We start from the raw sequence: 22,441 nt of genomic DNA, 5'->3' as shown, positions 1-22,441 counted from the left end.
GCCAGCGCCCCCTGCCGGGGTGCCCACGGGTGGCGACCGTACGATCGCGGGGTGCCCGACGCTCTGGAGGATCTGAACGCCTACGTCGACGCCAGCCGGCCCGAGTTCGAGCGGCGCCTGGCCGAGCTCGTCGCCATCCCCGGGGTCAGCGCCGACCCGGCGCACGCCGCCGACATCGCCCGCACGGCCGAGCACGCCGCCGCCCTGCTGCGCGACGCCGGCCTCGCCGCCCGCGTCGTGCCGACCGCCGGCAGCCCCGTCGTCGTCGGCGAGTACCTCGCCGGCCCGGATCGTCCCACCGTGACCATCTACAACCATCTCGACGTGCAGCCCGCCGACCCGGCGCAGTGGCGTACCGAGCCGTTCCGGCTGACCGTCGACGGCGAGCGCTACGCCGGCCGCGGCAGCACCGACGACAAGGGCCCGGCGCTCACCGCCCTGCAGGCCGCCCAGTACGCCGTCGCCCGGGCACTGCCGGTGAACATCCGGTTCGTCTGGGAGCTCGAGGAGGAGATCGGCAGCCCGAACTTCGAGGCGTTCGTCCGCGCCGAGGGCTCCCGGCTGCGGACCGACGTGGTGCTGGTGTCGGACTCCATCTGGATCGCCGCGGACCGCCCGGCGATCGACTACGGCCTGCGCGGCCTGGTCACCTTCGAGGTCACGATCGAGACCGGCACCAACGACACCCACTCCGGCCTCACCGGCGGTGCCGCCCGCAACCCCCTCACCGAGCTCGCCGGAATCATCAGCGAGTGCGTGGACCCGGTCAGCGGGCGGATCCTCGTCCCGGGCTTCGCCGACACGGTCGCGCCCGTCACCGACGAGGAGCTCGACGACTTCGTCGCGTCCGGCTTCGACGTCGCGACGTTCATGGCCGCCCACGGCCTGACGTCGCTGCGCAGTGCCGACACGCGCGAGGTGCTGCGCCGCGTGATGGCCGAGCCCACCTTCGAGGTGCACGGCCTCACCGGCGGCTACACCGGCCCCGGCGTGAAGACCGTCGTCCCGCCCCGCGCGACGGCCAAACTCAGCGCCCGCCTCGTCCCGCACCAGGACCCGCAGGCCGTGTTCGCGCTGGTCCGCGACTTCATCACGGCCCGTCACCCGGACGCGCGGGTGGAGCTTGAGGCCGCGCTGGCGCCCTACCTCGGACCGCGGACCGGCCCGTACGCCGAGGCGGCCAGCGCCGCCGTCGAGTACGCCTTCGGCCGGCGCCCCGCGTTCGTCCGCGAGGGCGGCTCGATCGGCGCCGTGCTCACCATGGACCAGCATCTGCGCGCGCCCGTCATCCTGCTCGGCCTGAGCCTGCCCAGCCACGGCTACCACGCGCCGAACGAGCACTACGACTGGACGCAGGCCGCCGGTGGCATCCGCATGTTCGTCCACTACTTTCATCACCTCGCCGCCCGGCCCGCCCGGGCCTGAGATCGATCGGATGCCCAGCGAACCGGCCGTCGGCTAGCGTCTAGGCCAATGGCTGAGATCATCGAGGGCCCGCCCGCGGTCCGCCCCCCGCTGGTCGCCGGGGGATCGCCGTTCTACACGCACCTGCGGGCGACGGCGGACACCGGCGTCGACCTGGTACCCCTCCACACCCTGTTCGGCGCCACGATCGCCGACGTGTCACCCGGCCACGCCACCTACGTCCAGCACGTCGACGGCCGGATCCTCGACGACGGCCGGTTACTGCCCGGAGCGCTGTTCGTCGGCGTCGACGCCACCCTCGGCTCGGCGATCGCGACCTGCGTGCCCGTCGACCTGACGATGACGACGCTGGAGATGACCGTCGAGTTCGTCCGGCTCGGCGCCCCCCTGGGTGATCGGCTGCGCGTTCGGGCGAGCCTCGGGCATTCCAGCGAGCGCAGCGCCCTGGCCAGCGGCGAGGTGACCACGGCGGCGGGCGAGGTTCTCGCCCGCATCTCGACCCGCTGCGGCGTCATCCGACAGATCCCGTCTCCAACCCCGCCCCCGGCCCCGGCTGAGGCCTCGCCCGCGGCTGTGGACGCGAGCCCGGACCAGTCCGCCGAGCCGGCGGGCGACGGACGGCCCGCGCGGGACTGGCGGCCGCATCTGGGCCTGCGCACGGTCAGTGCCTCGGCCAGCGGGGCGACGCTGGTCGCCGCCGCCGGTCCCGGCCTGACCAACATGCGTGGCCACGTGCAGGGCGGAGTGCTCGCCCTGCTCGCGGAACGGGCGATCACCACGGCTCTGGACGAGGCGGCGCCGGCCTCCGACGGCGGTCAGCCCGACGCGGCCACCTTCGACCTCACCTACGTCCGGCCGGCCACGGGCGATGGCACGCCACTGACGGCCACCGCCGAGGTCGAGCACGCCGGGCGCCGCTTCGCCGTCGCCCGGGCCGTCGTCACCGACTCCCGTGGGCGCCCCGTCCTGCTGGCCCGCGGCACCCGCCTGCTGTAGCGGCTCAGGCGGCGACCTTCGTCGGCTGCGCCTGCCGCGCGAACGCGACGACGTGATCCCAGAGCCGCTCGCGGGTGCGCGCGAAGTTGTGGGCGTGCGCCATCCGCGGGACGACGACGAGCGACACCTGCGACGACGAACGGTACGCGGACGGCTCGGCCCACGGGTCGGGAACGATGTCGCGTTCCCCGCAGCCGACGAGCACCGGCACGTCGATCGTCGCCGCCTCGACCGCGACGGCACCTTCGGTGAGCATGGTGGCCGCGCACGGCGGGATGGTGGAGCTTCCCCACGGTGAGCGCGTGTCACCACGGATCACGCCGCTGAACGGCTGGTAACAGGCGAGATCCGCCTCCATCAGCGCCGGTCCCTCGTCCGGCCAGTGCAGGAAGAAGCGGAACTCCTCCTCGTTGAGGCTCGCCGCCTCGACGACCTTCGCGAAGATGGAGTGCAGATCAGTGCCGCGGGCCGGGAACGTGTAGCCGGCACGCCCTCCTCCCTGCGCAGGCAGGCTCGCACCCAGCCCGCTCCAGCCGAGGAACGCGACGCCGTCGAACGTCCGATGGTTCGCCTGCTGGACGGTGAGCAGGGCACCGGCCATCGAGTGGCCGACGCCGACGACGTTCGCCACGTCGAGGGGCGGGATGTCGCGGGCGAGGGTGCCGTCGCGCAGCCCGTCCACCACATGCCGCACGGTGGCGTGGTTGGTGGCGGCGAGGTTCTCGTAGGTCAGGGCCAGCGGGTCGGCCGGCCGGGCACTGTCCCCGACGAATAAGTGGTCGCAGGCGACGACGACGAGGCCTGCCGCGGTGTGGTGCGCCGCCTGGCTGTACCCCGGCTGCGCGTCGATGTGGAAGTACCTGCGCCCGTAGCCGCCGCCCGGGAACGCGAACAGCACGGTCGTCGGACCGTCGGTGTCCTCGGGCAGATGGATGGTCGTGGCCGTCCACAGCATCCCGCCGAGCTCCGTCCGACCGGACACGTCCACGTTCACGTTGAAGGCACGCATGAATCTCCACCCGTTGGATCGGGAACGCGGGGGCCGGGCTGCCGGCCGACGTTCGGAATACGGCCGTTTGGTGACGGTATGTGCGGGTCGAAGTATTGGTCAACGATCTAGGTGCGTGGCGCATCGTCCGAGTGCGAGCCGCTGTCCGATTCCGTGCTCCGGGAAGTGGGAGGATGGGGACGTCAGGGTGGATCCGAGGCTACTGGAGTGCCTCGCGGTGCCCGCCCAGGAGCTCGGCGTGGCGCGCCGCCTGTCGCGCGTCGTCTGCCGCCCGCGTCGATCGGATGCGTGGAAACCGGCTTCTCGGTAGCGTCCGAAAGGCCATGACAGACACCCTGGACAGCGCGCCGGTCGACGAGAGCTCGCCACACCTGGCCCGCCTGCGGGCCACGGTGGCTGCCGGGGCCGATCTCATCCCCGCCCACCGGTACTTCGGCACCCGGATCACCGAGGTGGCCCCCGGGCACGCGGTGTACGCGCAGCGGGTCGACGGGCGGATCCTGGACGAGGCCGGCCGGCTGGCGCCCGGCACCCTGTTCATCGCCATCGACGGCGCGCTCGGCTCGGCCGTGGCGTCCACCGTGCCCGCCGGCAAGGTGATGACGACACTGGAGATCCACGCGCACTTCCTGCGGCTCGGCCGGCCGGCGGGCGAGCGGCTGCACCTGTGGGGCCGTGTCGACCACGCCAGCGCCCGCAGCGTCATCTCCAGCGGCGAGGTGGTCGAGGCCGAGGGCGGGGCGGTGATCGCGTACGTCTCGACGAAGTGCGCGCTGCTCACCGTGCCGCCGTCGCCGCGCCCGGCGCCTGTCTCCGCGCCCCTCGCCGCGCCCGACCCGACCACCACCACCTCCTCGCCGGACTGGCGCCCGTACCTGCGCCTGCGGACGGCCGACGTCTGCGCCGCGGCCGCGACCCTGACCGCCGTGGCCGATCCCAGCCTGATCAACTCCCGCGGCCAGATCCAGGGCGGCGTGCTGGCCATGCTCGCGGAGCGCGCGATGTCCGCCGCGCTGGACGAGGCCTCGCCCACCCCCGCGGGCGCCGCCGTCGACGGCGAGACGTTCGACTTCACCTTCGTCCGCTCGATCCCCGGCGACGGCTCCGCCCTCACCGCGACCGCCGAGGTCGAGCACCCCGGCCGACGCTTCGCCGTGGCCCGCGCCGTCGTCGCCGACGCCGCCGGCCGCACCCTCGTCCTCGCCCGCGCCTCCCGCCTTCGCTGACTCCCCGCCCGGCGCGTCGGCTTCCGCGTCGGCCTCTGTGCGCGGGCGGAAGAGAATGTGTCCGTGCGGGCACAGAGGTGGAACTCCGGAAGAGATCGTCGCCCTGCCGATATGTGGTGGCCGTGCCCTGGGACAGCGCGGACAGGCAGGTGAGAGCCGCGATAACGAGAACGGCCTGTGGTCGCCATCCCGTTTTGCTGCGCGTTACCCGGGGCGGGGTGACGATACTGATTCCGTGAGCTCCGATGTCCGCTGATGTACCGAAGGGCGGGGATGCCCCGTCCGGGCTTCCGCCGCCCGAGATCGCGCGGACCCGTGCGCTTGATGCAAAGCTACGGCTGTTGGATGGCCTGGACGAGCCGACTGAGTCGCAGGTGTCACGGCTCCCCGAACTCGCCGGCGCCGTCGCGAAGTCCGACGCGCTCGACCGTGACGCAGCGGGCAAAGCCCCAGAAAGCATCGCGAAAGGCGATGGGATCGGCGGAGCCGACGAAACGCATCGCCGTGCCGGGCAAGGCGCCGCCGAACAGGATGCGTCTGAGAAGCCCGCTGGACGGGTGATCCCCGATCATGTTGCGAAGGGTATGGATGACGTCTGGCGGCGATATCCGGGGGAGTACCTGCTGCCTGAGCCGAAGTCCGACGTAGCGGGTGGGCGCCGGGCTCCGGCCGAGTGGGTTCGAGAGGTCAATCCGGAGCCCGAGGCGGACGGGCGTGGCTACAACTGTGGCGAGTGCACACGGGCGGTCGAGCTGAGCTGGCGAGGCGAGCCGTCGACGGCGGCGGCTCTTGCCGACCCCGAGGTGCAGGGAGAGTCCATTGACCGCATGCGGGAATGGGCCGGATCCACGGAGCGACGCACGAGTTCCGCGGGTATTGAACGCGATCTCCAGAATGCCGGTCCCGGTAGCTCCGCGCTGGTACTCGTGCGCTGGAGAACGGGCGGTGCGCACTGGTTCAACGCGGTGAACGACGGCGGCCGCGTCCTGGCAGTCGACGGGCAGGAGGGGGCGGCTGAACCGTGGCCGCCCACCGAGGCGATCACCGGCTTCTCCGATCGACGGATAGCACACTACTATTCCATCCTTTTTGACGGCGACGGCAGGCCGGTTCGGGAGGACGACGCGTGATTGACGAGAGAAGGGCACGGGAGATAGCCGCGGCGCTGCTCGGGCGGTCCAGCGACGACCGGGAGCGGCCCTGGAGTCTCATCGAGTTCCCGCAGGGGTGGCTCATCAACGAGACGGGCTACCTCGGCGACTCGTTTGTGGGCTCGCTGGGCCGGGTGATTGAAAAGAACTCCGGACGGATCGTCCGTTTCCCGACGCGCGTCCCGACGGACCGGATCCTGACCGACTACGAATCCGTCGTAGCCAAGGGCCGAGCAGAGTCGACCTGAGCTTCCTGGGCGGGACCGCTCGCGCGGCGCCGCGGCGGCGTCGGCTGGCCGACTACACGGGTGACGCGGGGGTGTCGCGCTTCCGATCTGCCGGAGGTTGATGGGGCGCATACGCTGCGTGGCGTCGCCGGGTGGTCGGAGCCCGCGCTGGTCGGCGGCGGTGGCGTGTGGCGTGGAGATCGCGGGCTCCTGAGGATGAGGACGCGCGATGCGACGTCTCCCGCTTCGCTCCGCCGTCGCCGGTGCGGCGGCCGGGCCGCTGGCGGTTCTGCTCGGCGTTTCGCTTGCTGCCTGTGGCGGCTCGACCGCCGCGACCGTGAGCGGGTCGGGTCCCGCGGGACCGGGACCGAGCACGACAGCGCCCGGGGCCACCGGGGCCACGGCGACCGGAGTGACGGCGGCTGTCGGCGGAGGCTCGGCGGCGCCGGCCGGACGGGCGGCGGCGCGATGCGCGGCGGGGGAGTTGACCGTGACGCTCGGGGCGGCCCACGTGAACACGGGCGACCAGCACGAGCGCCCGGTGATCCTCACGAACCGGTCGTCGCGGAGCTGCGCCGTCACCGGGTATCCGGGCGTCGAGCTGGTAGCGCGAGACGGGTCCACCTACGACGTGGTGCGCTCACCACTCGTCCGGCCCAGCCGGATCGTGCTCGCCCCGGGCGGGCAGACCCGGGCGAACCTGCGCTACCTGACCGTCTCACCGGGCGCGGACGGCGCGTTCGACGCGGTCCGTGTCCTCGTCACCCCGCCCGACACCACCACCTCGACGCCGCTCACCTGGGACGCCGGCCCCGTCCTCGACCAGTCCGGCGCCACCCATCCCGGCACGTGGATCATGGCCTTCGCCGCCTATCCGAAATAGCCTCCAAAGGGATGTAGCGGGCACAGATCAGCGCCACCCAATAACAACGGGACGAGCACGGAGCAACTGGTTGCGCTGACGCGGACCGACAGTTGACGATCGGAGGGTTTGCGGCGCGGGTGCTGGAGGGGAGTTCGGGTGTTCACGCAGGACCAGGACCCGCGGCGAGCCATCCCGACCCCACCGCCCGCGCCCCGGCCGGTGGTCGCGGCCGAAGAGACGACGATTCAGGCCGTTTCCGCTGCAGAAGCGAAAAATCCGGCATATTCGCGGAATTCGTCCCCGCGCGCCGGCGGAGATCCTGACCGGCGGCTGATCCTCTATGTGTGCCTGGCGGGGATGTTCGCGACGACGTTCACGGCGACGGTGCTGTCCGTGTCGATCCGCACGGTGGCGGGTGATCTGCACAGCAGCGTCGACCTCATCGCCTGGTCTGTGACCGGGGCGATGCTCGCCCAGGCGGTGGCCATGCCGATCCTCGGCCGGGTCGGCGACATCCGCGGCCATCGGCGCACGTTCCTCGTCGGCTCGGTGCTCGCCGTGGTGTTCTCGGTGGCCACGGCGGTGGCCTGGGATCCGCTCTCGCTCATCGCGTTCCGGGCGGCGGCGCAGGTGGCGGGCGCGGCGACGATTCCGGCGTCGTTCGCGATGCTGTTCCACGCCTTCCCGCCGCAGGAGCGGGTCCGGCCCTCGGCGATGGCGTCGGGGGTGCTGTCGGGGGCGTCGGTGACGGGGCTCGCGGTCGGCGGCCTGGTGATCGACTCGATCGGCTGGCGGCCGCTGTTCCTCATCCAGGCGGCGCTGGCGCTCGGTGCACTGGTCGCGGCGGCGCGGATCCTGCCGCACGACAGTGGCGACCGCGGGATCACCCTGGACCGCGCCGGCGCCGTCGTACTCGCGGCGGCCACGTTCGCGTTGACGTTCGGCGTCAACCGGGCCGCCAGCTGGGGGTTCCGGCCGATCGTCATCGGCCTGCTGGTCGCCGTCCCGCTGCTGCTGTGGCTGCTCATGCTCGTCGAGCGGCGTACCCGCACGCCGGTGATCCCCACCGAGCTGCTCGTCGAGCGCGACATCCGCGCCGCCGGCGCCAGTTCGTTCCTCTTCGGCGCGGCGCACCTGGGGAACTTCCTGGTCACCCCGCTGCTCCTGGAAGGCGTGTTCGGGCTGTCGGTGGCGCTGACGTCGGTGGTGACGATGGCCCGCACGCTGTCGATCGCGCTGGCCGCGCCGTCGGCGAGCCGGCTCGGCGGGGTCATGTCGGCCCGGACGCTCGCCGCCGTCGCCGGCGCCGGGTACGCGATCGCCCTCGTCCTGCTGGCGCTGGGCACCCGCCTTGACCTGCTGGGCGTCGTCATCGCCGGGCTGATCGTCAGCGGGCTGGCGTTCGGGCACGCGCAGCCGCCGCTGCTGGTCATCACCGGCAACGCCGCACCCGCCGACAGCTTCGGCCTGGCCAGCTCCCTGCAGCAGACCTCGCTGCAGATCGGCGCGGTGATCGGGATGAGCCTGCTGTCGGCGATCGTCGGCGACGCGGTGCATGCCGGGCCGTTCGTCGTCGCCTACCTGGTCGCCGCCGTTCTCGCCGCGGCCGGCGGCGCCGCGGTCCTCGCCGCCCGCCGCCACCCCGGCCTCCCGCCGGAGCCCCGCTAGCCCCGCTGGCGCCGTGGGCCGTTGCGGTCGAGTTCGGCGAGCCAGGCGGCGGCGCTCGCGTCGGAGGGGGCTCGCCAGTCGCCACGGGGGGACAGGGAGCCGCCGAAGGAGACCTTCGGGCCGTTCGGCAGCGCCGAGCGCTTGAACTGCGACACGGCGAAGAAACGGACCAGGAACTCCCGCAGCCAGCGCTCGATCGTCGGCAGGTCGTAGGCGTGCCGGTCCGCGGCGGGGAAGCCGGCGGGCCAGCCGGCGGTGCCCGCGTCGCGCCAGGCGTGCCAGGCGAGGAACGCCACCGTCGACGGCGGCAGCCCGTAGCGCAGCACGTGGAACAGGAAGAAGTCGTGCAGCTCGTAGGGGCCGATCCGGTCCTGGGTGCTCTGCATCGCGCCGGTCTCGGCGTCGGCGGGCACCAGCTCCGGGGAGATCTCGGTGTCCAGGATCGCGGTGAGCAGCCGGCCGGTGGCGTCGTCGACCTGCCCGGAGCTGACCGTCCAGCGGATCAGGTACTGGATCAGCGTCTTCGGGACGCCGGCGTTGACGGCGTAGTGGCTCATCTGGTCGCCGACGCCGTACGTGCACCAGCCCAGCGCCAGTTCGCTGAGGTCGCCGGTGCCGACGACGAACCCGCCCTGCAGGTTCGCGAGCCGGAACAGGTAGTCGGTGCGCAGCCCGGCCTGCACGTTCTCGTAGGTGATGTCGTACTGGGCCGCCCCGGCCGCCGCCGGATGCCCGAGGTCACCCAGCAGCTGGCGCGCCGCCGGGCGGATGTCGATCTCCGCCGCTGTCACCCCGAGCGCCCGCATCAACGCCCACGCGTTCGCCTTCGTCTCCTCCGACGTCGCGAAGCCGGGCAGCGTGTACCCCAGGATCGACGTGCGCGGCACGCCGAGCAGGTCACACGCCTTCGCCGCGACGATCAGCGCGTGTGTCGAGTCCAGCCCACCGGACACGCCGATCACCATCCGGCCGCCGCCGGTCGCCCGCACCCGGCGCACCAGCCCGTGCACCTGGATGTTGAACGCCTCGTAGCAGTCGAGGTCGAGCCGCTCGGGGGTGTCCGGCACGAACGGGAACCGCCGCTGGTGACGGCGCAGCCCGACGTCCCGCCGGTGCGGCCGGTGATCGAACCGGACCGTGCGAAAACGCCGTGACGGCTCCCCAGCGAACACCGCCGCGTCCCCGAACGTCGGCGTGCGCATCCGCTCCAGGCGCACCCGGGCGAGGTCGACGTCGGCGACGACGAGCTGCGGCCCGTCGGCGAACCGCTCCGACTCGGCGAGCAGGTCCCCGAGCTCGTGGATCGTGCCCTGCCCGTCCCAGGCCAGGTCCGTCGTGCTCTCGCCGGTCCCCGCCGCCGAGTACACGTAGGCCGCCATCGCCCGCACCGACTGCGCCGCGGACAGCGACGCGCGCACCGCCGCCTTGCCGACGACGATGTTCGACGCCGACAGGTTCGCCAGCAGCGTCGCCCCGGCCAGCGCCGCGAACGACGACGGCGGCACCGGCGCCCAGTAGTCCTCGCAGATCTCCACCCCGACGACCAGATCGGCGAGGTCGGAGGCGGCGAAGACGAGGTCCGTCCCGAACGGCGCCGTGCGCCCCGCCACCGTGATCTCACCCCCGTCGGTGCCCGCGCCCGAGGCGAACCAGCGCTTCTCGTAGTACTCCCGCGAGTTCGGCAGGTAGGTCTTCGGTACGACGCCGAGCAGCCGCCCGCGCGAGATCACCAGCGCCGTGTTGTAGAGCCGCCCGCCGCGCCGCAGCGGCGCCCCGACCAGCAGCACCGGCCCGAGCTCCGCGCTCGCCTCACACACCGTGGCCACGGCGCGCTCGACCTCGCCGAGCAGCGCCTCCTGCATGTGCAGATCGTCGAGCGCGTAGGCGGACAGGCCCAGCTCCGGGTAGACGACGACGTCCACGCCGGCCGCGCCCGCCTCCAGGGCCAGCGCGATCGTCGCCTCGGCATTGCGCGCCGGATCCGCCGTCGCCACCAGCGGCGTCGCCGCCGCGACGCGCACCAGCCCGTGGCTGTGGATGGCGCCGAAATCCCGTCCGCTTCCCGACTCGCCCTGGCTCACGCACCCGACGCTACCGGCCGGTGCAACCGGGAGGCGCGATCGTGCCGGGCTCTTCCGGCCGCCGACGGGGGAAGGAGGTCCCTCGTCTCCGCCGCATCGGCGAGGCGACCCTGGACGGCATGGGTCAGAAGACGATCGATGGGAACGAGGCCGCAACGTCCGTGGCCTACCGGGCGAGCGAGGTGATCGCGATCTACCCGATCACCCCGGCGTCCGCGATGGGCGAACTCGCCGACGCCTGGGCGGCGAAGGGACGGCCCAACCTGTGGGGCGCCGTCCCCGAGGTCGTGCAGCTGCAGAGCGAGGGCGGCGCGGCCGGCGCCGTGCACGGCGCGCTGCAGGCCGGGGCGCTGTCCACGACGTTCACCGCGTCGCAGGGCCTGCTGCTGATGCTGCCGAACATGTTCAAGATCGCCGGCGAGCTCACGCCGATGGTCCTGCACGTCGCCGCCCGCACGATCGCCACCCACGCGCTGTCCATCTTCGGTGACCACAGCGACGTGATGGCCGCCCGCACGACCGGCTTCGCGATGCTCGCCTCCGCCTCCCCGCAGGAGGCGCACGACCTCGCCGCCGTCGCGCACGCGGCCACCCTGGCCAGCCGGGTCCCGTTCCTGCACTTCTTCGACGGCTTCCGCACCTCGCACGAGCTCGGCGAGGTCACCGAGATCGACGACACGACCCTCGATGCCCTGTTCGACGCCGGCCACATCGAGGCCCACCGCCGCCGGGCGCTGAACCCCGACCATCCCGTCATCCGCGGCACCACCCAGGACCCGGACACGTTCTTCCAGGCCCGCGAGGCCGCCAACGTCTACCACGCCGCCGTCCCGGCACTCGTCCAGCAGGCGATGGACTCCCTCGCCGCGGCCACCGGACGGCGCTACCGGATCGTCGAGTACCACGGTCATCCGCAGGCCGAGCGGGTCGTGGTCATCATGGGTTCGGGGCGCTCCGCGGTGCGTGACGCCGTCGACGCGCTCGTCGCCCGCGGCGAACGGGTCGGCTGTGTGCAGATCCGTCTCTACCGGCCGTTCGACACCGCCGCGCTGCTCGCCGCCATGCCCGCGACCGTGCGCGCCGTCGCCGTCCTCGACCGGACGAAGGAGCCGGGGTCCGTCGGCGAGCCGCTGCGCCTCGACGTCCTCGCCGCCCTCGCCGAGCGGACGGGGCCGGCGCCGATGCCGCGGGTCATCGGCGGTCGCTACGGGCTCGCGTCGAAGGAGTTCACCCCGGAGATGGCCGCGGCGGTGTTCGCCGAGCTCGCCCGGGACGAGCCGCGCCGCGAGATCACCGTCGGCATCCACGACGACGTCACCCACCTGTCGCTGCCGCCCGTCGACGACGCCGACTTCGGCGAGCCCGGCGACGTGCGCCGCGCCGTGTACTACGGCCTGGGCAGCGACGGCACCGTCGGCGCCACCCGGGCCACCGCCGGCATCGTCGCCGACCACACCGACCTGCACGCCCAGGCCTACTTCGTCTTCGACTCGAAGAAGTCCGGGTCGATGACCGTCTCGCACCTGCGGCTGTCCCCGCGGCCCATCGACGCCCCCTGGCTGATCCGGGACGCCCAGTACGTCGGCGTGCACCAGTTCTCGCTGCTGGAGCGGGTCGACGTGCTCGCCGTCGCCGCGCCCGGCGCCACCGTGCTCATCAACAGCCCGTACGGCGCGGACGAGGTGTGGGCGCACCTGCCGACGAACGCGCAGCGCCATCTGCTCGACGGCGGCGGGCGGCTGTTCGTCGTCGACGCCGACCGGGTCGCCCGCGAGGCGGGCCTGCCCGGCATCGTCAGCCCCGTCCTGCAGACCTGCTACCTGGCCCTGTCCGGCCTGCTGGAGCCGGCGAAGGCGGTGGCGGCGGTCAAGGACGCGATCCGCGTCGCCCAGGGCAAGCGCGGTGAGGCGGTGCTCGCCCGCAACTACGCCGCCGTCGACGCCTCCCTCGGCGCGCTCGCCGAGGTGGATCTGCGTGAGCGGACGGTCGGCCACCGCCCGGCGCGCCGGCTCGGCGTCGCCGTCGGCGCAGAGACAGGCCTGCTCGACGGTGCCGGTGTCGGGGGCGCCGCCGCGGACGTGCCGGTGTTCGTGAAGGAGGTCACCGCGCGGATCATGGCGGGGGAGGGGGACCTGCTGCCCGTCAGCGCCCTGCCGGTCGACGGGACCTTCCCGGTCGGAACGGCCCGCTACGAGAAGCGCGCCATCGCCCGCGAGCTGCCCGTCTGGGACGCCGAGCTGTGCATCAACTGCGGCAAGTGCGCGATGGTCTGCCCGCACGCCGCGATCCGGATGAGCGCCTACGACCCGGCGCTGCTCGCCGACGCGCCCGCCACCTTCAAGTCGCGGGAGCCGAAGGAGAAGGACCTGGCCGGGCTGCGGGTGAGCGTTCAGGTCGCCCCGGACGACTGCACCGGGTGCAGCCTGTGCGCGAAGGTGTGCCCGGCCGTCAGCAAGGACGACCGCGAGCACAGGGCCCTCGACATGGTCGACGCCGCGCCGCGCCTGGCGGAGGAGCGCGCCGGCTGGGCGTTCTTCGAGACGCTGCCGGCGTTCGACCCGACCCTGGTGCCCGGCGACGACGTGCGCGGCTCGCAGCTGCGGCTGCCGCTGTTCGAGTTCTCCGGGGCCTGCGCCGGCTGCGGCGAGTCGCCCTACCTGAAGCTGCTCACCCAGCTCTACGGCGACCGCATCGTGGTGGCCAACGCCACCGGCTGCTCGTCGATCTTCGGCGGGAACCTGCCGACGACGCCGTGGACGACCGGCCCCGACGGCCGCGGCCCCGCCTGGGCGAACTCGCTGTTCGAGGACAACGCCGAGTTCGGCCTGGGCATGCGCCTGGCCCTCGACGCCCGCGCCCGCGAGGCCCGCCGCCTGCTGCGCGACGTCGCGCCCGCCCTCACCGGCGACCAGCTCGTCGACGACATCCTCGGCGCCGACCAGAGCACCGACGCCGGCATCGCCGCCCAGCGCGAGCGCGTCGCCGAGTTGCGCCGCCGCCTCGCCACCGCCGCCACCGCCGCCACCGCCGATCCGCGGATCTACAGGCGTCTGGACCCGCTGCTCGACGACCTCGTCGAGCGGGCGGTGTGGATCGTCGGCGGCGACGGCTGGGCCTACGACATCGGTTTCGGAGGCCTCGACCACGTGCTCGCCTCCGGGCGCAACGTCAACGTGCTCGTCCTCGACACCGAGGTGTACTCGAACACGGGCGGGCAGGCGTCCAAGTCGACGCCGCGCGGCGCCGTCGCGAAGTTCGCCGGCGGCGGCAAGCGCACCCGCAAGAAGGACCTCGGCCTCATCGCCGCCGCCTACGGCGACGTGTACGTCGCCCAGGTCGCCCTCGGCGCCAACGACCGGCACACCGTGCGCGCGTTCACCGAGGCCGCGAGCTGGGAGGGCCCGTCGCTCATCGTCGCCTACAGCCACTGCATCGCCCACGGCATCGACATGACCGAGGGCCTCAGCCACCAGCGCGCCGCCGTGCGCTCGGGCTACTGGCCGCTCTACCGCTACGACCCGCGGTCCGAGGCGCCGTTCAGCCTCGACTCGCGCAAGCCGTCGATGCCGTTCGCCGAGTTCGCCGCGACCGAGACGCGCTTCACGCGGCTCGGCGCGGTCGCCCCCGACGCCGCCGCCCGCCTGACCGAACTCGCCCAGCAGGACATCGAGGAACGCTGGGCGAACTACGAGCACGAGGCGGCGGCGCCCCACACGCCCGCCACGCCGGCCTGACCCAGCCGCGTGGCGGGGCGCACCGGTGCCGGGGCCTGACCCGCTCCCTCGGCACCGGTGCGCGATCTCCCCGTTTCCCAGTCCGACATGTCCTGCCCATACGGTTCCTACCCATACGGTGAGCTTGCTTCGGCGAGACACGTATCGACCCCACCCGCGGCCCGCGGGTGGCACAGTTCTGCTCAGCAGGACCTGACGAGGAGGTTTCGGCGTTGACCGAGAAGGTTGGGCCCGAGTGGGGCCCGCTGGCAGCCCTGGCCGGCGAGTGGGAGGGTGACCAGGGCGTCGACGTCGCCTTCGGGAACGTCGAGGGCTCGATGATCACGACTCCCTACCGGGAGCGGGTCACCCTCAAGCCGTTCGGCCCCGTCGACAACGGCACCCAGCACCTCTACGGCCTCGACTACCGGATGGCCGCCTGGCGCACCGGCGAGGAGAACCCGTTCCACACCGAGGTCGGCTACTGGCTGTGGGACGCCGAGCTCGGCCACGTGCTGCGCTCGTTCATGGTGCCGCGCGGCCAGACCCTCATCGCCGGCGGTGCCGCCGCGCCCGACGCGACCAGCTTCACCCTGCGCGCCGAGCTCGGCTCCGTCACCTACGGCATCCTGTCCAACCCGTACCTCGACCGGGCCGCGAAGACCACGCTCTACGAGGTCGCGATCACCGCGAACCCCGACGGCACCTGGTCCTACGACTCCACCACCACCATCACCCACGTGCGGGTTCCCGGCGCCCCGGTGGCCCACACCGACCGCAACACCCTGCGCCCCGTGCCCGACGCCTGATCGGCGGGTTCGGCAGGTAGTGCCAGCCCGAGCCCGGCGGACGAGCCCGGCCACCCTGTCCTCGCTCGCGCCGCCACGGACGGGGTGGCTGGGGTGGCCGGGTCCGTCAGGCGATCGCGTGGAGGATCGACTCCTCGGACAGCGGTGCGCCACTGATCTCGCCGGCGAGGCGGCCCTTGCGCCCTCGACTCCGGCTTGGAGGCGGAGGCGATCGCCGCCCGGCTCGTCGTGACGGTCGCCGATCTCGCCTGGATGGCCGCGCCCGCCTCGCCGGCGGCGGCGATCTTGATCCGCCGGACCGGGACGCCGGCGAGGTAGGCCGCGCTCTCGTTGGCCCCGAGCGCCTGCGCCCAGCGGCGAACGGCGTGTAGCGCAGCAGAACCGTCACCGCCAGGCCCACCGCGATCAGAACGCCCGCTGCCCGCGCGCCCCGGCCGCAGCGGTCACTTGAGGACGGTGCCGGCGTCGATCGGCAGGGCGACGCCGGTGACGTAGCGGGCCTCGTCCGAGGCCAGCCACAGCAGCGCGTTGCTGACGTCCTCGGGCTCGACCCACGGCACCGGCAGCGCGTTCGTCGCCTGCGACACCGGCGCGAAGTCCTCCCGGGTCGCGTTCGGGTCGCCGGTGAACAGCTCGTAGGTCGCCGGGTTCTGGATCATCGGGGTGTTCACCTGCGTCGGGTGCAGACTGTTGACCCGGATCAGGTGCGGCGCGAGCTCGACGGCGAGGGTCTTCATGAGCCCGACGACGCCGTGCTTGGCCGAGACGTAGTGGGCGATGTTCGCGTACGCCTTGAGTCCCGCCGCCGAGCTGGTGAGCACCAGCGCGCCTCCCCGGCCCCCGGCGATCAGGTGCGGGATCGTCGCCTTCGCGGTGTGCCAGACGCCGGTCAGGTTGATGTCGATCATCGTCTGCCAGGTCTCCTCCGCCAGCTCGTGCGTGAGGTGCGGCAGCGAGGCGATACCGGCGTTGGCGCTGACGATGTCGAGGCGCCCCAACTCGGCCACGCCCACGTCCACGGCCGCCCTGATGGCGGCGAAGTCGCGGACGTCCGCCCTGCTGGCGAGAATGCGCCTGCCCTGCGCCTGCACGGCGGCGACGGTCTCCTCGAGGTCCTCGTCGGTCGCACCGGGCGAGCCGGTGCCGGGGATCGCCTCGTTGAGATCGATCGCGATGATGTCCGCGCCCTCCTGCGCGAGCCGGACGGCGTGGCTGCGGCCCTGCCCGCGGGCGGCTCCGGTGATGAAGGCGACCTTGCCCTCGACGCGTCCGCTCATCGTGTCTCCCCTGATCGTTCCGGTGCGTGCGGCGCCGTTGAGGCTAAGGGAGTGACCGTGCCCCGCGACTGTCGCAATTCGCGACAGCAGGACCTTCTTGACACAATGTCAGTAGGTTCACATCATGGCAATGTCGCAGTTCAGAGGGCATGTTCCGGAGGGACGCAGTCGATGCTTGACGACCAGGCGCGAGCCGTCTACCGCAGCCGCGAGCGTTTTCTGGGCAGCGGCGGTGACGTCGAGCGCCTGCCCGGCGTCCGCGCCGACATCCTCGCCTCCTGGCGTCGCTCGCTCGGCTACGGGCTCGAGCCGGAGCGGTCTCGCCCGACCTACGCCGAGCCGGGCGAGGCCGAGCAGCTCATCCGGGCGACCCAGGCGGTGACGGAGACGCGGCGCCACCACCTGGCCGACACCACGGCGAGTATCTGTCTCACCGACCACACCGGCCGGCTGCTGCTGCGCTACGTCGAGCACGTCGGCTTCCGCCGCCGCCTCGACCATCACGACGTGCTTCCCGGCTTTTCCTTCGCCGAGCGCACCATCGGCACCAACAGCGGCGGGATGGTCCTGGAGACCGGCCGGCCGGCGCTCATCGCGGGCCCGGAGCACTTCTTCGCCGAGTCGCTGCAGCTGACCTGTGTGGGAGCCCCGATCCGCCATCCGCTGACCCGGCGGATCATCGGCACCATCGACCTGACCTGCGCCCACGACCAGACCTCGCCCCTGCTGCTCGCCTGGGTCTGCGAGCTCGCCGCCGAGATCGAGCGCAACCTCACCGGGGCGATGAGCACGCACGAGCAGGCGCTGCTGGCCGCCTACCTGCGTGCCAACCACGACAACGGCCAGGCCGTCGTCTGCCTGGACGAGCGCACCATCGTGACCAACGCCAAGGCGTCGCGGATGCTCGGCCCACAGGACCAGGCCCTGCTGTGGGAACGCGCGGGGCGGTGGGTGCGCCAGGGCGGCGGTGGCGCCGGGACGGACCGGCTCGTCCTGTCCGACGGCAGCGCGGTCTCGATGAGCACGGAGGCCGTCGTCGACGGCGGGATCGCCGTCGGCGCTCTCGTGCGCCTGCGCGCGAGGGCGACCGCGCCGCCGTGTGCCGGCGTCGACGCCTTACCCGCCACCAGCACCGTCGCGGACCTGCCGGACCTGGTCGGGCGCAGCGCCGCGTGGACCGCGCTGCGCCGGCGACTTGCCGGCGTCGAGGCGGGCCGTGTGGTCCTGCTCGGGGAGCGGGGCAGCGGCAAGAGTGTGATCGCCCGGGCCTGGCTCGCGGGTCGGGGCATCACGGACCTCCGCGTGGTCGACCTGGCCGCGACCCCCGCCGGTGGAGCCGGTGCGGTCGGTGCGCCCGGCGGCTGGGCGGCCGGCCTGCGCACGGCGATCGCCGCGGCCGACGGCGACGATCGCGCGGCGGTGCTGCTGCGCCACGTCCAGCACGTGGGCGAGGGCGAGCAGCCGGTGCTGGCGGGGGCGCTGGACTTCGCCCGCGAGCGGGGCGTCACGGTGGTCGCCACCTGCACCCAGCAGCCGTCCGCCGCCGAGACGCCGGCGCTGGACCTTTTCGACGTGACGGTCGACGTCCCCGCCCTCGCGGACCGTACCGATGACATCGCGCCGTTGCTGGAGGAGCTCACCTGGCGGGCGACCGGCGGCCTGCGCCGCCAGCGGTGGACGTCGGAGGCGGTCCAGATCGTCACCCGGGCGACCTGGCCGGCGAACGTCGCCGGACTCGAGGCTCTCGTGCGCGCGGTGGCCGCCGGGCCGGCGACGGAACGGGTGACGGCCGCCGCGCTTCCCGCGGTCATTCGGGCCAGGGCCGCCCGCCGGCCGCTGCATGGCCTGGAACGGGTCGAGGCCCAGGCCCTCATGGAGGCGCTGGCGCGCGCGAACGGCAACAAGAAGGCGGCCGCGGATGCCCTGGGCATCGCGCGGTCGACCCTCTACCGCAAGGTGCGTGCGCTCGGCCTCGACCTCTCCGGCCACACCTTCTAGCCTGCGGCCCCGTCCGCACGAGCAGTCCGTGGGATCATGATCCCACGGTGCCGGCCGCCGCGGCCGCCCGCTCGGAGTCGAAGCGTGCCTGCGCCGCGGCCTGGGCAGCCATGGTCATCTTCGCGCCCGCCCCGCCGCTGGTCACGGTCTCGTCGTAGCCGCGCTGCCGGCGCGCCTTCGACCCGTTGAACTCGGGCATGACCCGCTCGGCGATGAGCTCGAAGCTGCGGATACTCGGCCCGATGGCGGCCCACTCGCCGTGGAGGACCAGCAGCTTCCCGAATCCGCCGGACTTCTCCTGCATACGCCGGATCTGCTCGACGGCCATCTCCGGGGTCCCGATGACCCCGAACCCGCTCGTGTTGATGCCGTCGATGAGGACGTCCACGTCGTCAACCTCCTGCATGCCGGGGCTGACGTGAGAGAGGTAGTTCATCAGGTACAGCAGGCCGTGACGGGCGTTCTCGCGGGCCTTCGCCTCGGTCTCGGCGATGTGCATCGGGCAGGTGAGCCGCCAGTGGCGACGGTCCACGACCTGGCCGTTCTCGGCGGCGATCTCCTCGGCGATGCCCCAGTGCTGGCGTAGCACGGCGGCGCCGGCCGGGTCGGTGGCGGCGAGGGAGAGCAGACCCGCGCCGTGGCGACCGGCGAGCTTCGGGCCGTTCGGCGACACCGTGGCCGTCACCGCGGTGTGGATCGTCGAATAGGGGGCGACCTGCAGGTAGGCGCCGTTCAGGTCATACCAGTCGGTCTTCTCGCTGACGGTCTCGCCGCGCAGCAGCCGGGTGATGACGTCGAGCGACTGCTCCATCTTGCGGCGGTTCTCCAGCGGATCGATGCCGAGGTAACGGGCGTCCTCGGCCAGCTGTCCCGGGCCCGCGCCGAACATCAGCCGGCCGCGGCTGAGGTGGTCGAGCAGTACCAGGCGGTCCGCCAGCAGGAACGGGTTGTGGTAGGGCAGGGACATCACCCCGAGACCCAGCCGGATGCGCGAGGTGCGCTGCGAGGCGGCGGCGAGGAAGATCATCGGGTCGGCGACGATCTCGACGCCGCCCGAGTGGTGCTCGCCCATCCAGAACTCGGAGAATCCGAGGCGGTCCATCGCCGCCGCCAGGTCGAGGTCCTGGTGGAGGGCGGCGTTGGTGTCGGTGTCGACCCGGTGCCACGGCGCGAGGAACGCGCCGAACTCTAGCGGGATCTGGTCCATGTGAGGTTCTCCGACCACGAGGGTTTCCGGGCGCTCCGCCCGAATCCTCACTGACGGTAGGAAAGGTGACGTGCGCCTCTCTGTCGCAATCCGCGACATGGTGCAGGTCACGTTTCGTGTTGTTGTGGAGCCAGCCCCGCCGAGGAGAGGACGCACCGATGCACGGCTTCACGACCGACTCCCGCCGGGAGGACACCGCGGTGCCCGACACGATCACCGCCAGGGAGCCGCTCGATGACCACGTGCCGACCTGGCGTCCGCTGGTGGCACGTCACCTGCCCGAGCCGTCCGTCAGCGCCGCGGAGTTCAAGGCCGCGTTCCGCAACCACCCCGCCGGGGTCGCGTTCATCACGGCCGACCCCGGGGACGGCCCGGTGGGGATGACGGCGACATCGGTCTTCTCGGTCAGCGCCGAACCGGCGCTGCTGGTCTTCTCGGCGTCGGGCGCGTCGTCGGCGGCGCCGGGCATCCTCGGCTCCGCCACCGTCGTCGTGCACCTGCTCGGCGCGGGCCAGCTCGACCTCGCGAAACTCGGCGCCACCAGCGGCGTCGACCGCTTCGCCGACACCTCCCGGTGGGCCCGCCTCGACACCGGCGAGCCGTACTTCCCGGGCGCGCACGCCTGGATCCTCGGCCGCATCGTGAACCGGATGTCGGCGGGCGACTCGACGGTCGTCGTCGTGCAGGCCCTGCGGACCAGCGCCCCACCGGCCGGTGACCCGGCGGCGGACGCGGCGTCCTCCGAGCCGCTCGTCTACCACAACCGCACCTGGCACCGTCTCGGCGAGCACTCCCGGGTGGTCTGACGGTCCTGGCGGCTGAGCTCGGCCCGCCGGGCTGAGCGTCGCGGGCGTGCCGCTCGGCGCCCGGTGACTGCGCGGTGAGTGGCGGACCTGATGCGCGACGAGATGGTTCGTGAGGAAATGGCGCACGTGCCCCACGAATCGGACGCCGACCGGCGTCGGCGGGAGAGCATGCGCGCCGGGCTGCGGCTGACGGCCCTGATGTGCCGCGAGGCGGACCTCGCCGCGCCGGCCTGGCAGCATCCCGTGCCGGCGCCTGACCTGCTGGCCTGGCTGCGGCGGCTGCTCGACGCACGACTGCACACCCCGGCCGCCGAGCGGGCGCTCGCCGGCTGGCTGGGGGCCGACGTGTTCGGCCTGCGCCGTCTGCCGGCGCCGCCGCCGTTCCTCGCCGGTGTCGATCTCGCGGCGCTGCCGCCCGCGCACGTCGGGCCGCTGCTGCGCCGGCTGAGCCTCACCCGCGCCGCGCCCACCGCCGCGGACCTCACCCCGGCGGCGCTCGACACCGACACCGCGACGGTGTTCCGCGCCCGCCGTCCCGCGTCGGCGCGGTACTGGGGCCAGCCGGCCGCCACCGTGCGGGCGGGATCGGAGCCGGGGCTCGATGGGGGGTCCGAGGCGGACCCGGCGCCGGGTCCGGGGCGGGCGCCGGCGCTGCCGGAGACGGTGGAGATCCCGTTCGTGGTGCACGGCATCTGGGTGGGACAGCCGATGCCGCAGGTCACGGCGTTCCGGGACCACTATGCCGCCGCCGCCCGCCGTTTCCCCGAGGCGACCATCGTGCTGTGGACGGACATTCCGCGTGCCCGCGCCGCCGCCGTGCTCGCGGATCCCGACGCGCCGCCGTCCGGCGTCGACGACCCGTTCGGCGACGCCCGCCAGGTCGTCCGGTGGGCGCGTGACGCCGGGGTGGCCCTCGTCAACGTGCACGAGGTGTTCCACGCCGAGCATCCGCTCTACCTGCACCCGCAGTACGTGCTGGAGATGACCAAACAGCGTCCCCGCGGCTACACCAGCGCCACCGACCACCTGCGCGTCGAGCTCGTCCACACCTTCGGTGGCCTTTACATCGACGGCGACATCCGCTTCGACGCCGGCCCCGATCCCGCCGGCCCGCATCCCGCCGGCCCGGATGGCGCCGCCGCGGACCTCGCCGGGCCGGCGTCCACGGGTCCGGTGCCCGCGTCGCTGCCGGAGCTGTTCGCGGCGGTCGCGGCGTCGACCGTCGGGTTCACGCTGAACGTGCTGCCGAGCGGCGTCAGCAACGACGTGATCCTCGGGCCCGCCCGTCATCCGGCGCTACGGCTGTGGATGGAATGCGCGCGCGTGAACTACTTCCGCCACCAACGGGTGATCGCCGGCGGATTCGAGGCGATGACCCGGGCGTATGTCGGCCAGTCCCATCACGGACTGCGCCACCTCGCCCCGCACCGCACCGGACGGGTCCACCACCACGCCCTCGACCTGCTCGGCATCACCCGCGACGACCTCGTGCCCACCGCCGGCGCCGTCGTGCCCGCCAACGAGGTCACCTGGGTGCCCCGGAGCAAGGAGTACGCCGACATCCGGCTCACCGGCGACAGCTTCATCCCCGTCGAGGGCCGCCCCGCGGGCCGCGACGAGGTGCTCGAACGCGTGATGGGCCTCGCGACCTTCCTGATCTGGCAGCTCGTGGCCCGGGAGGGCAACCTCTACCTGTCCGCGGTGGAGCCGGTCGTCGCCGCGCTGCCGGATCCGGACGCGGTGTGGATCGGGCTGCTGCGCTTCCTGGCGTCCGTCGCGCCGGTCCGCACGGCCGTCACCTCGATCACCGCGCAGCGGGTCGGGGAGAACGGCGCCGCCGAGCACCTGTGGCTCCCTCCCGAGGCGGAGGCCCTGCTGGACCGGACGGCGAGCCCGCCCACCTGGTTCGGCCGCGACCCCGCCGCCGACGTGGTCGCCGACTGGATGTACGAGCGCCTCGCCGAGACGTACGCCCTCGACGCC

The 22,441-nt window shown here is 73.1% G+C and carries 17 protein-coding genes; 13 read left to right on the top strand and 4 right to left on the bottom strand.

Going from position 1 to position 22,441, the window contains the following annotated elements; genetic code table 11:
• Positions 1-51: 51 nt before the first annotated feature.
• Positions 52-1,425, top strand: a complete 1,374-nt coding sequence (locus C1A33_RS24625) for a M20/M25/M40 family metallo-hydrolase (RefSeq protein ID WP_101833736.1) — start codon at positions 52-54, stop codon at positions 1,423-1,425.
• Between the two features lie 48 nt (positions 1,426-1,473).
• Positions 1,474-2,421: a PaaI family thioesterase gene (locus tag C1A33_RS24620; protein ID WP_101833734.1), complete on the top strand. Its 948-nt coding sequence runs from the start codon at positions 1,474-1,476 to the stop codon at positions 2,419-2,421.
• Between the two features lie 4 nt (positions 2,422-2,425).
• On the opposite strand, the gene C1A33_RS24615 is transcribed toward C1A33_RS24620, so the two are convergent.
• Positions 2,426-3,430: an alpha/beta fold hydrolase gene (locus tag C1A33_RS24615; RefSeq protein WP_101833732.1), complete on the bottom strand. Its 1,005-nt coding sequence runs from the start codon at positions 3,428-3,430 to the stop codon at positions 2,426-2,428.
• Between the two features lie 323 nt (positions 3,431-3,753).
• Here C1A33_RS24615 and C1A33_RS24610 point away from each other — a divergent pair, with 323 nt between their 5' ends.
• From C1A33_RS24610 to C1A33_RS24590, 5 genes are all read left to right on the top strand, one after another.
• A complete protein-coding gene (locus C1A33_RS24610; protein ID WP_165818573.1) occupies positions 3,754-4,656 on the top strand; it encodes a PaaI family thioesterase in 903 nt (300 codons plus the stop codon).
• Between the two features lie 245 nt (positions 4,657-4,901).
• On the top strand, positions 4,902-5,786 hold the full coding sequence (locus C1A33_RS24605; protein ID WP_101833728.1) for a toxin glutamine deamidase domain-containing protein: 885 nt from the start codon (positions 4,902-4,904) through the stop codon (positions 5,784-5,786).
• Positions 5,783-6,055, top strand: coding sequence for a hypothetical protein (locus C1A33_RS24600; RefSeq protein WP_101833726.1), 273 nt, complete (start codon positions 5,783-5,785; stop codon positions 6,053-6,055). The genes C1A33_RS24605 and C1A33_RS24600 overlap by 4 nt, the downstream gene beginning before the upstream one ends.
• Positions 6,056-6,263: 208 nt before the next feature.
• On the top strand, positions 6,264-6,917 hold the full coding sequence (locus tag C1A33_RS37580) for a DUF4232 domain-containing protein (RefSeq protein WP_101833724.1): 654 nt from the start codon (positions 6,264-6,266) through the stop codon (positions 6,915-6,917).
• A gap of 324 nt (positions 6,918-7,241) precedes the next feature.
• Complete coding sequence (locus C1A33_RS24590; RefSeq protein ID WP_243407909.1) at positions 7,242-8,567, top strand: MFS transporter; 1,326 nt, start codon at positions 7,242-7,244, stop codon at positions 8,565-8,567.
• Here the strand turns inward: C1A33_RS24590 and C1A33_RS24585 are convergent.
• Positions 8,564-10,648, bottom strand: coding sequence for an NAD(+) synthase (locus tag C1A33_RS24585; RefSeq protein ID WP_101833720.1), 2,085 nt, complete (start codon positions 10,646-10,648; stop codon positions 8,564-8,566). The two genes, C1A33_RS24590 and C1A33_RS24585, sit on opposite strands and share 4 nt — an antisense overlap.
• Before the next feature lie 119 nt (positions 10,649-10,767).
• Between C1A33_RS24585 and nifJ the strand changes: the two genes are divergently transcribed.
• The 3 genes from nifJ to C1A33_RS37575 all read left to right on the top strand — a co-directional run bounded on the left by nifJ (position 10,768) and on the right by C1A33_RS37575 (position 15,488).
• Complete coding sequence (nifJ, locus tag C1A33_RS24580) at positions 10,768-14,382, top strand: pyruvate:ferredoxin (flavodoxin) oxidoreductase (protein ID WP_101833719.1); 3,615 nt, start codon at positions 10,768-10,770, stop codon at positions 14,380-14,382.
• Between the two features lie 212 nt (positions 14,383-14,594).
• Positions 14,595-15,170 carry a heme-binding beta-barrel domain-containing protein gene (locus C1A33_RS24575; protein WP_101833717.1) on the top strand — a complete coding sequence of 192 codons (576 nt, stop codon included), beginning with the start codon at positions 14,595-14,597 and terminating at the stop codon, positions 15,168-15,170.
• 195 nt (positions 15,171-15,365) lie between these two features.
• Entirely contained in the window at positions 15,366-15,488 is a 123-nt protein-coding gene (locus C1A33_RS37575; protein ID WP_279354692.1) for a hypothetical protein, read from the top strand.
• Positions 15,489-15,613: 125 nt separating this feature from the next.
• Here the strand turns inward: C1A33_RS37575 and C1A33_RS24570 are convergent, their stop codons facing one another.
• The gene (locus C1A33_RS24570; protein WP_101833716.1) at positions 15,614-16,447 is read right to left on the bottom strand and encodes a mycofactocin-coupled SDR family oxidoreductase; all 834 of its coding nucleotides are present in this window, start codon (positions 16,445-16,447) and stop codon (positions 15,614-15,616) included.
• Positions 16,448-16,618: 171 nt separating this feature from the next.
• On the opposite strand from C1A33_RS24570, the gene C1A33_RS24565 reads away from it, so the two are divergent.
• Positions 16,619-18,445, top strand: coding sequence for a sigma-54-dependent Fis family transcriptional regulator (locus C1A33_RS24565; RefSeq protein ID WP_101833714.1), 1,827 nt, complete (start codon positions 16,619-16,621; stop codon positions 18,443-18,445).
• Positions 18,446-18,479: 34 nt separating this feature from the next.
• Here the strand turns inward: C1A33_RS24565 and C1A33_RS24560 are convergent, their stop codons facing one another.
• The gene (locus C1A33_RS24560; protein WP_101833712.1) at positions 18,480-19,652 is read right to left on the bottom strand and encodes an LLM class flavin-dependent oxidoreductase; all 1,173 of its coding nucleotides are present in this window, start codon (positions 19,650-19,652) and stop codon (positions 18,480-18,482) included.
• A 158-nt stretch (positions 19,653-19,810) separates the two neighbouring features.
• On the opposite strand from C1A33_RS24560, the gene C1A33_RS24555 reads away from it, so the two are divergent.
• Together C1A33_RS24555 and C1A33_RS24550 are read left to right on the top strand one after the other, a co-directional pair.
• Positions 19,811-20,458, top strand: coding sequence for a flavin reductase family protein (locus C1A33_RS24555; protein WP_101833710.1), 648 nt, complete (start codon positions 19,811-19,813; stop codon positions 20,456-20,458).
• A 126-nt stretch (positions 20,459-20,584) separates the two neighbouring features.
• Positions 20,585-22,441: hypothetical protein (locus C1A33_RS24550; protein WP_133150813.1), on the top strand; the 1,857-nt coding region annotated here is incomplete at its 3' end.

Source organism: Frankia canadensis (genome assembly GCF_900197875.1).
In the GTDB taxonomy this organism is placed as follows: domain Bacteria; phylum Actinomycetota; class Actinomycetes; order Frankiales; family Frankiaceae; genus Frankia; species Frankia canadensis.
Note: the sequence above shows the minus strand (reverse complement) of the source record. Positions and strands in the feature narration are given on the sequence as shown.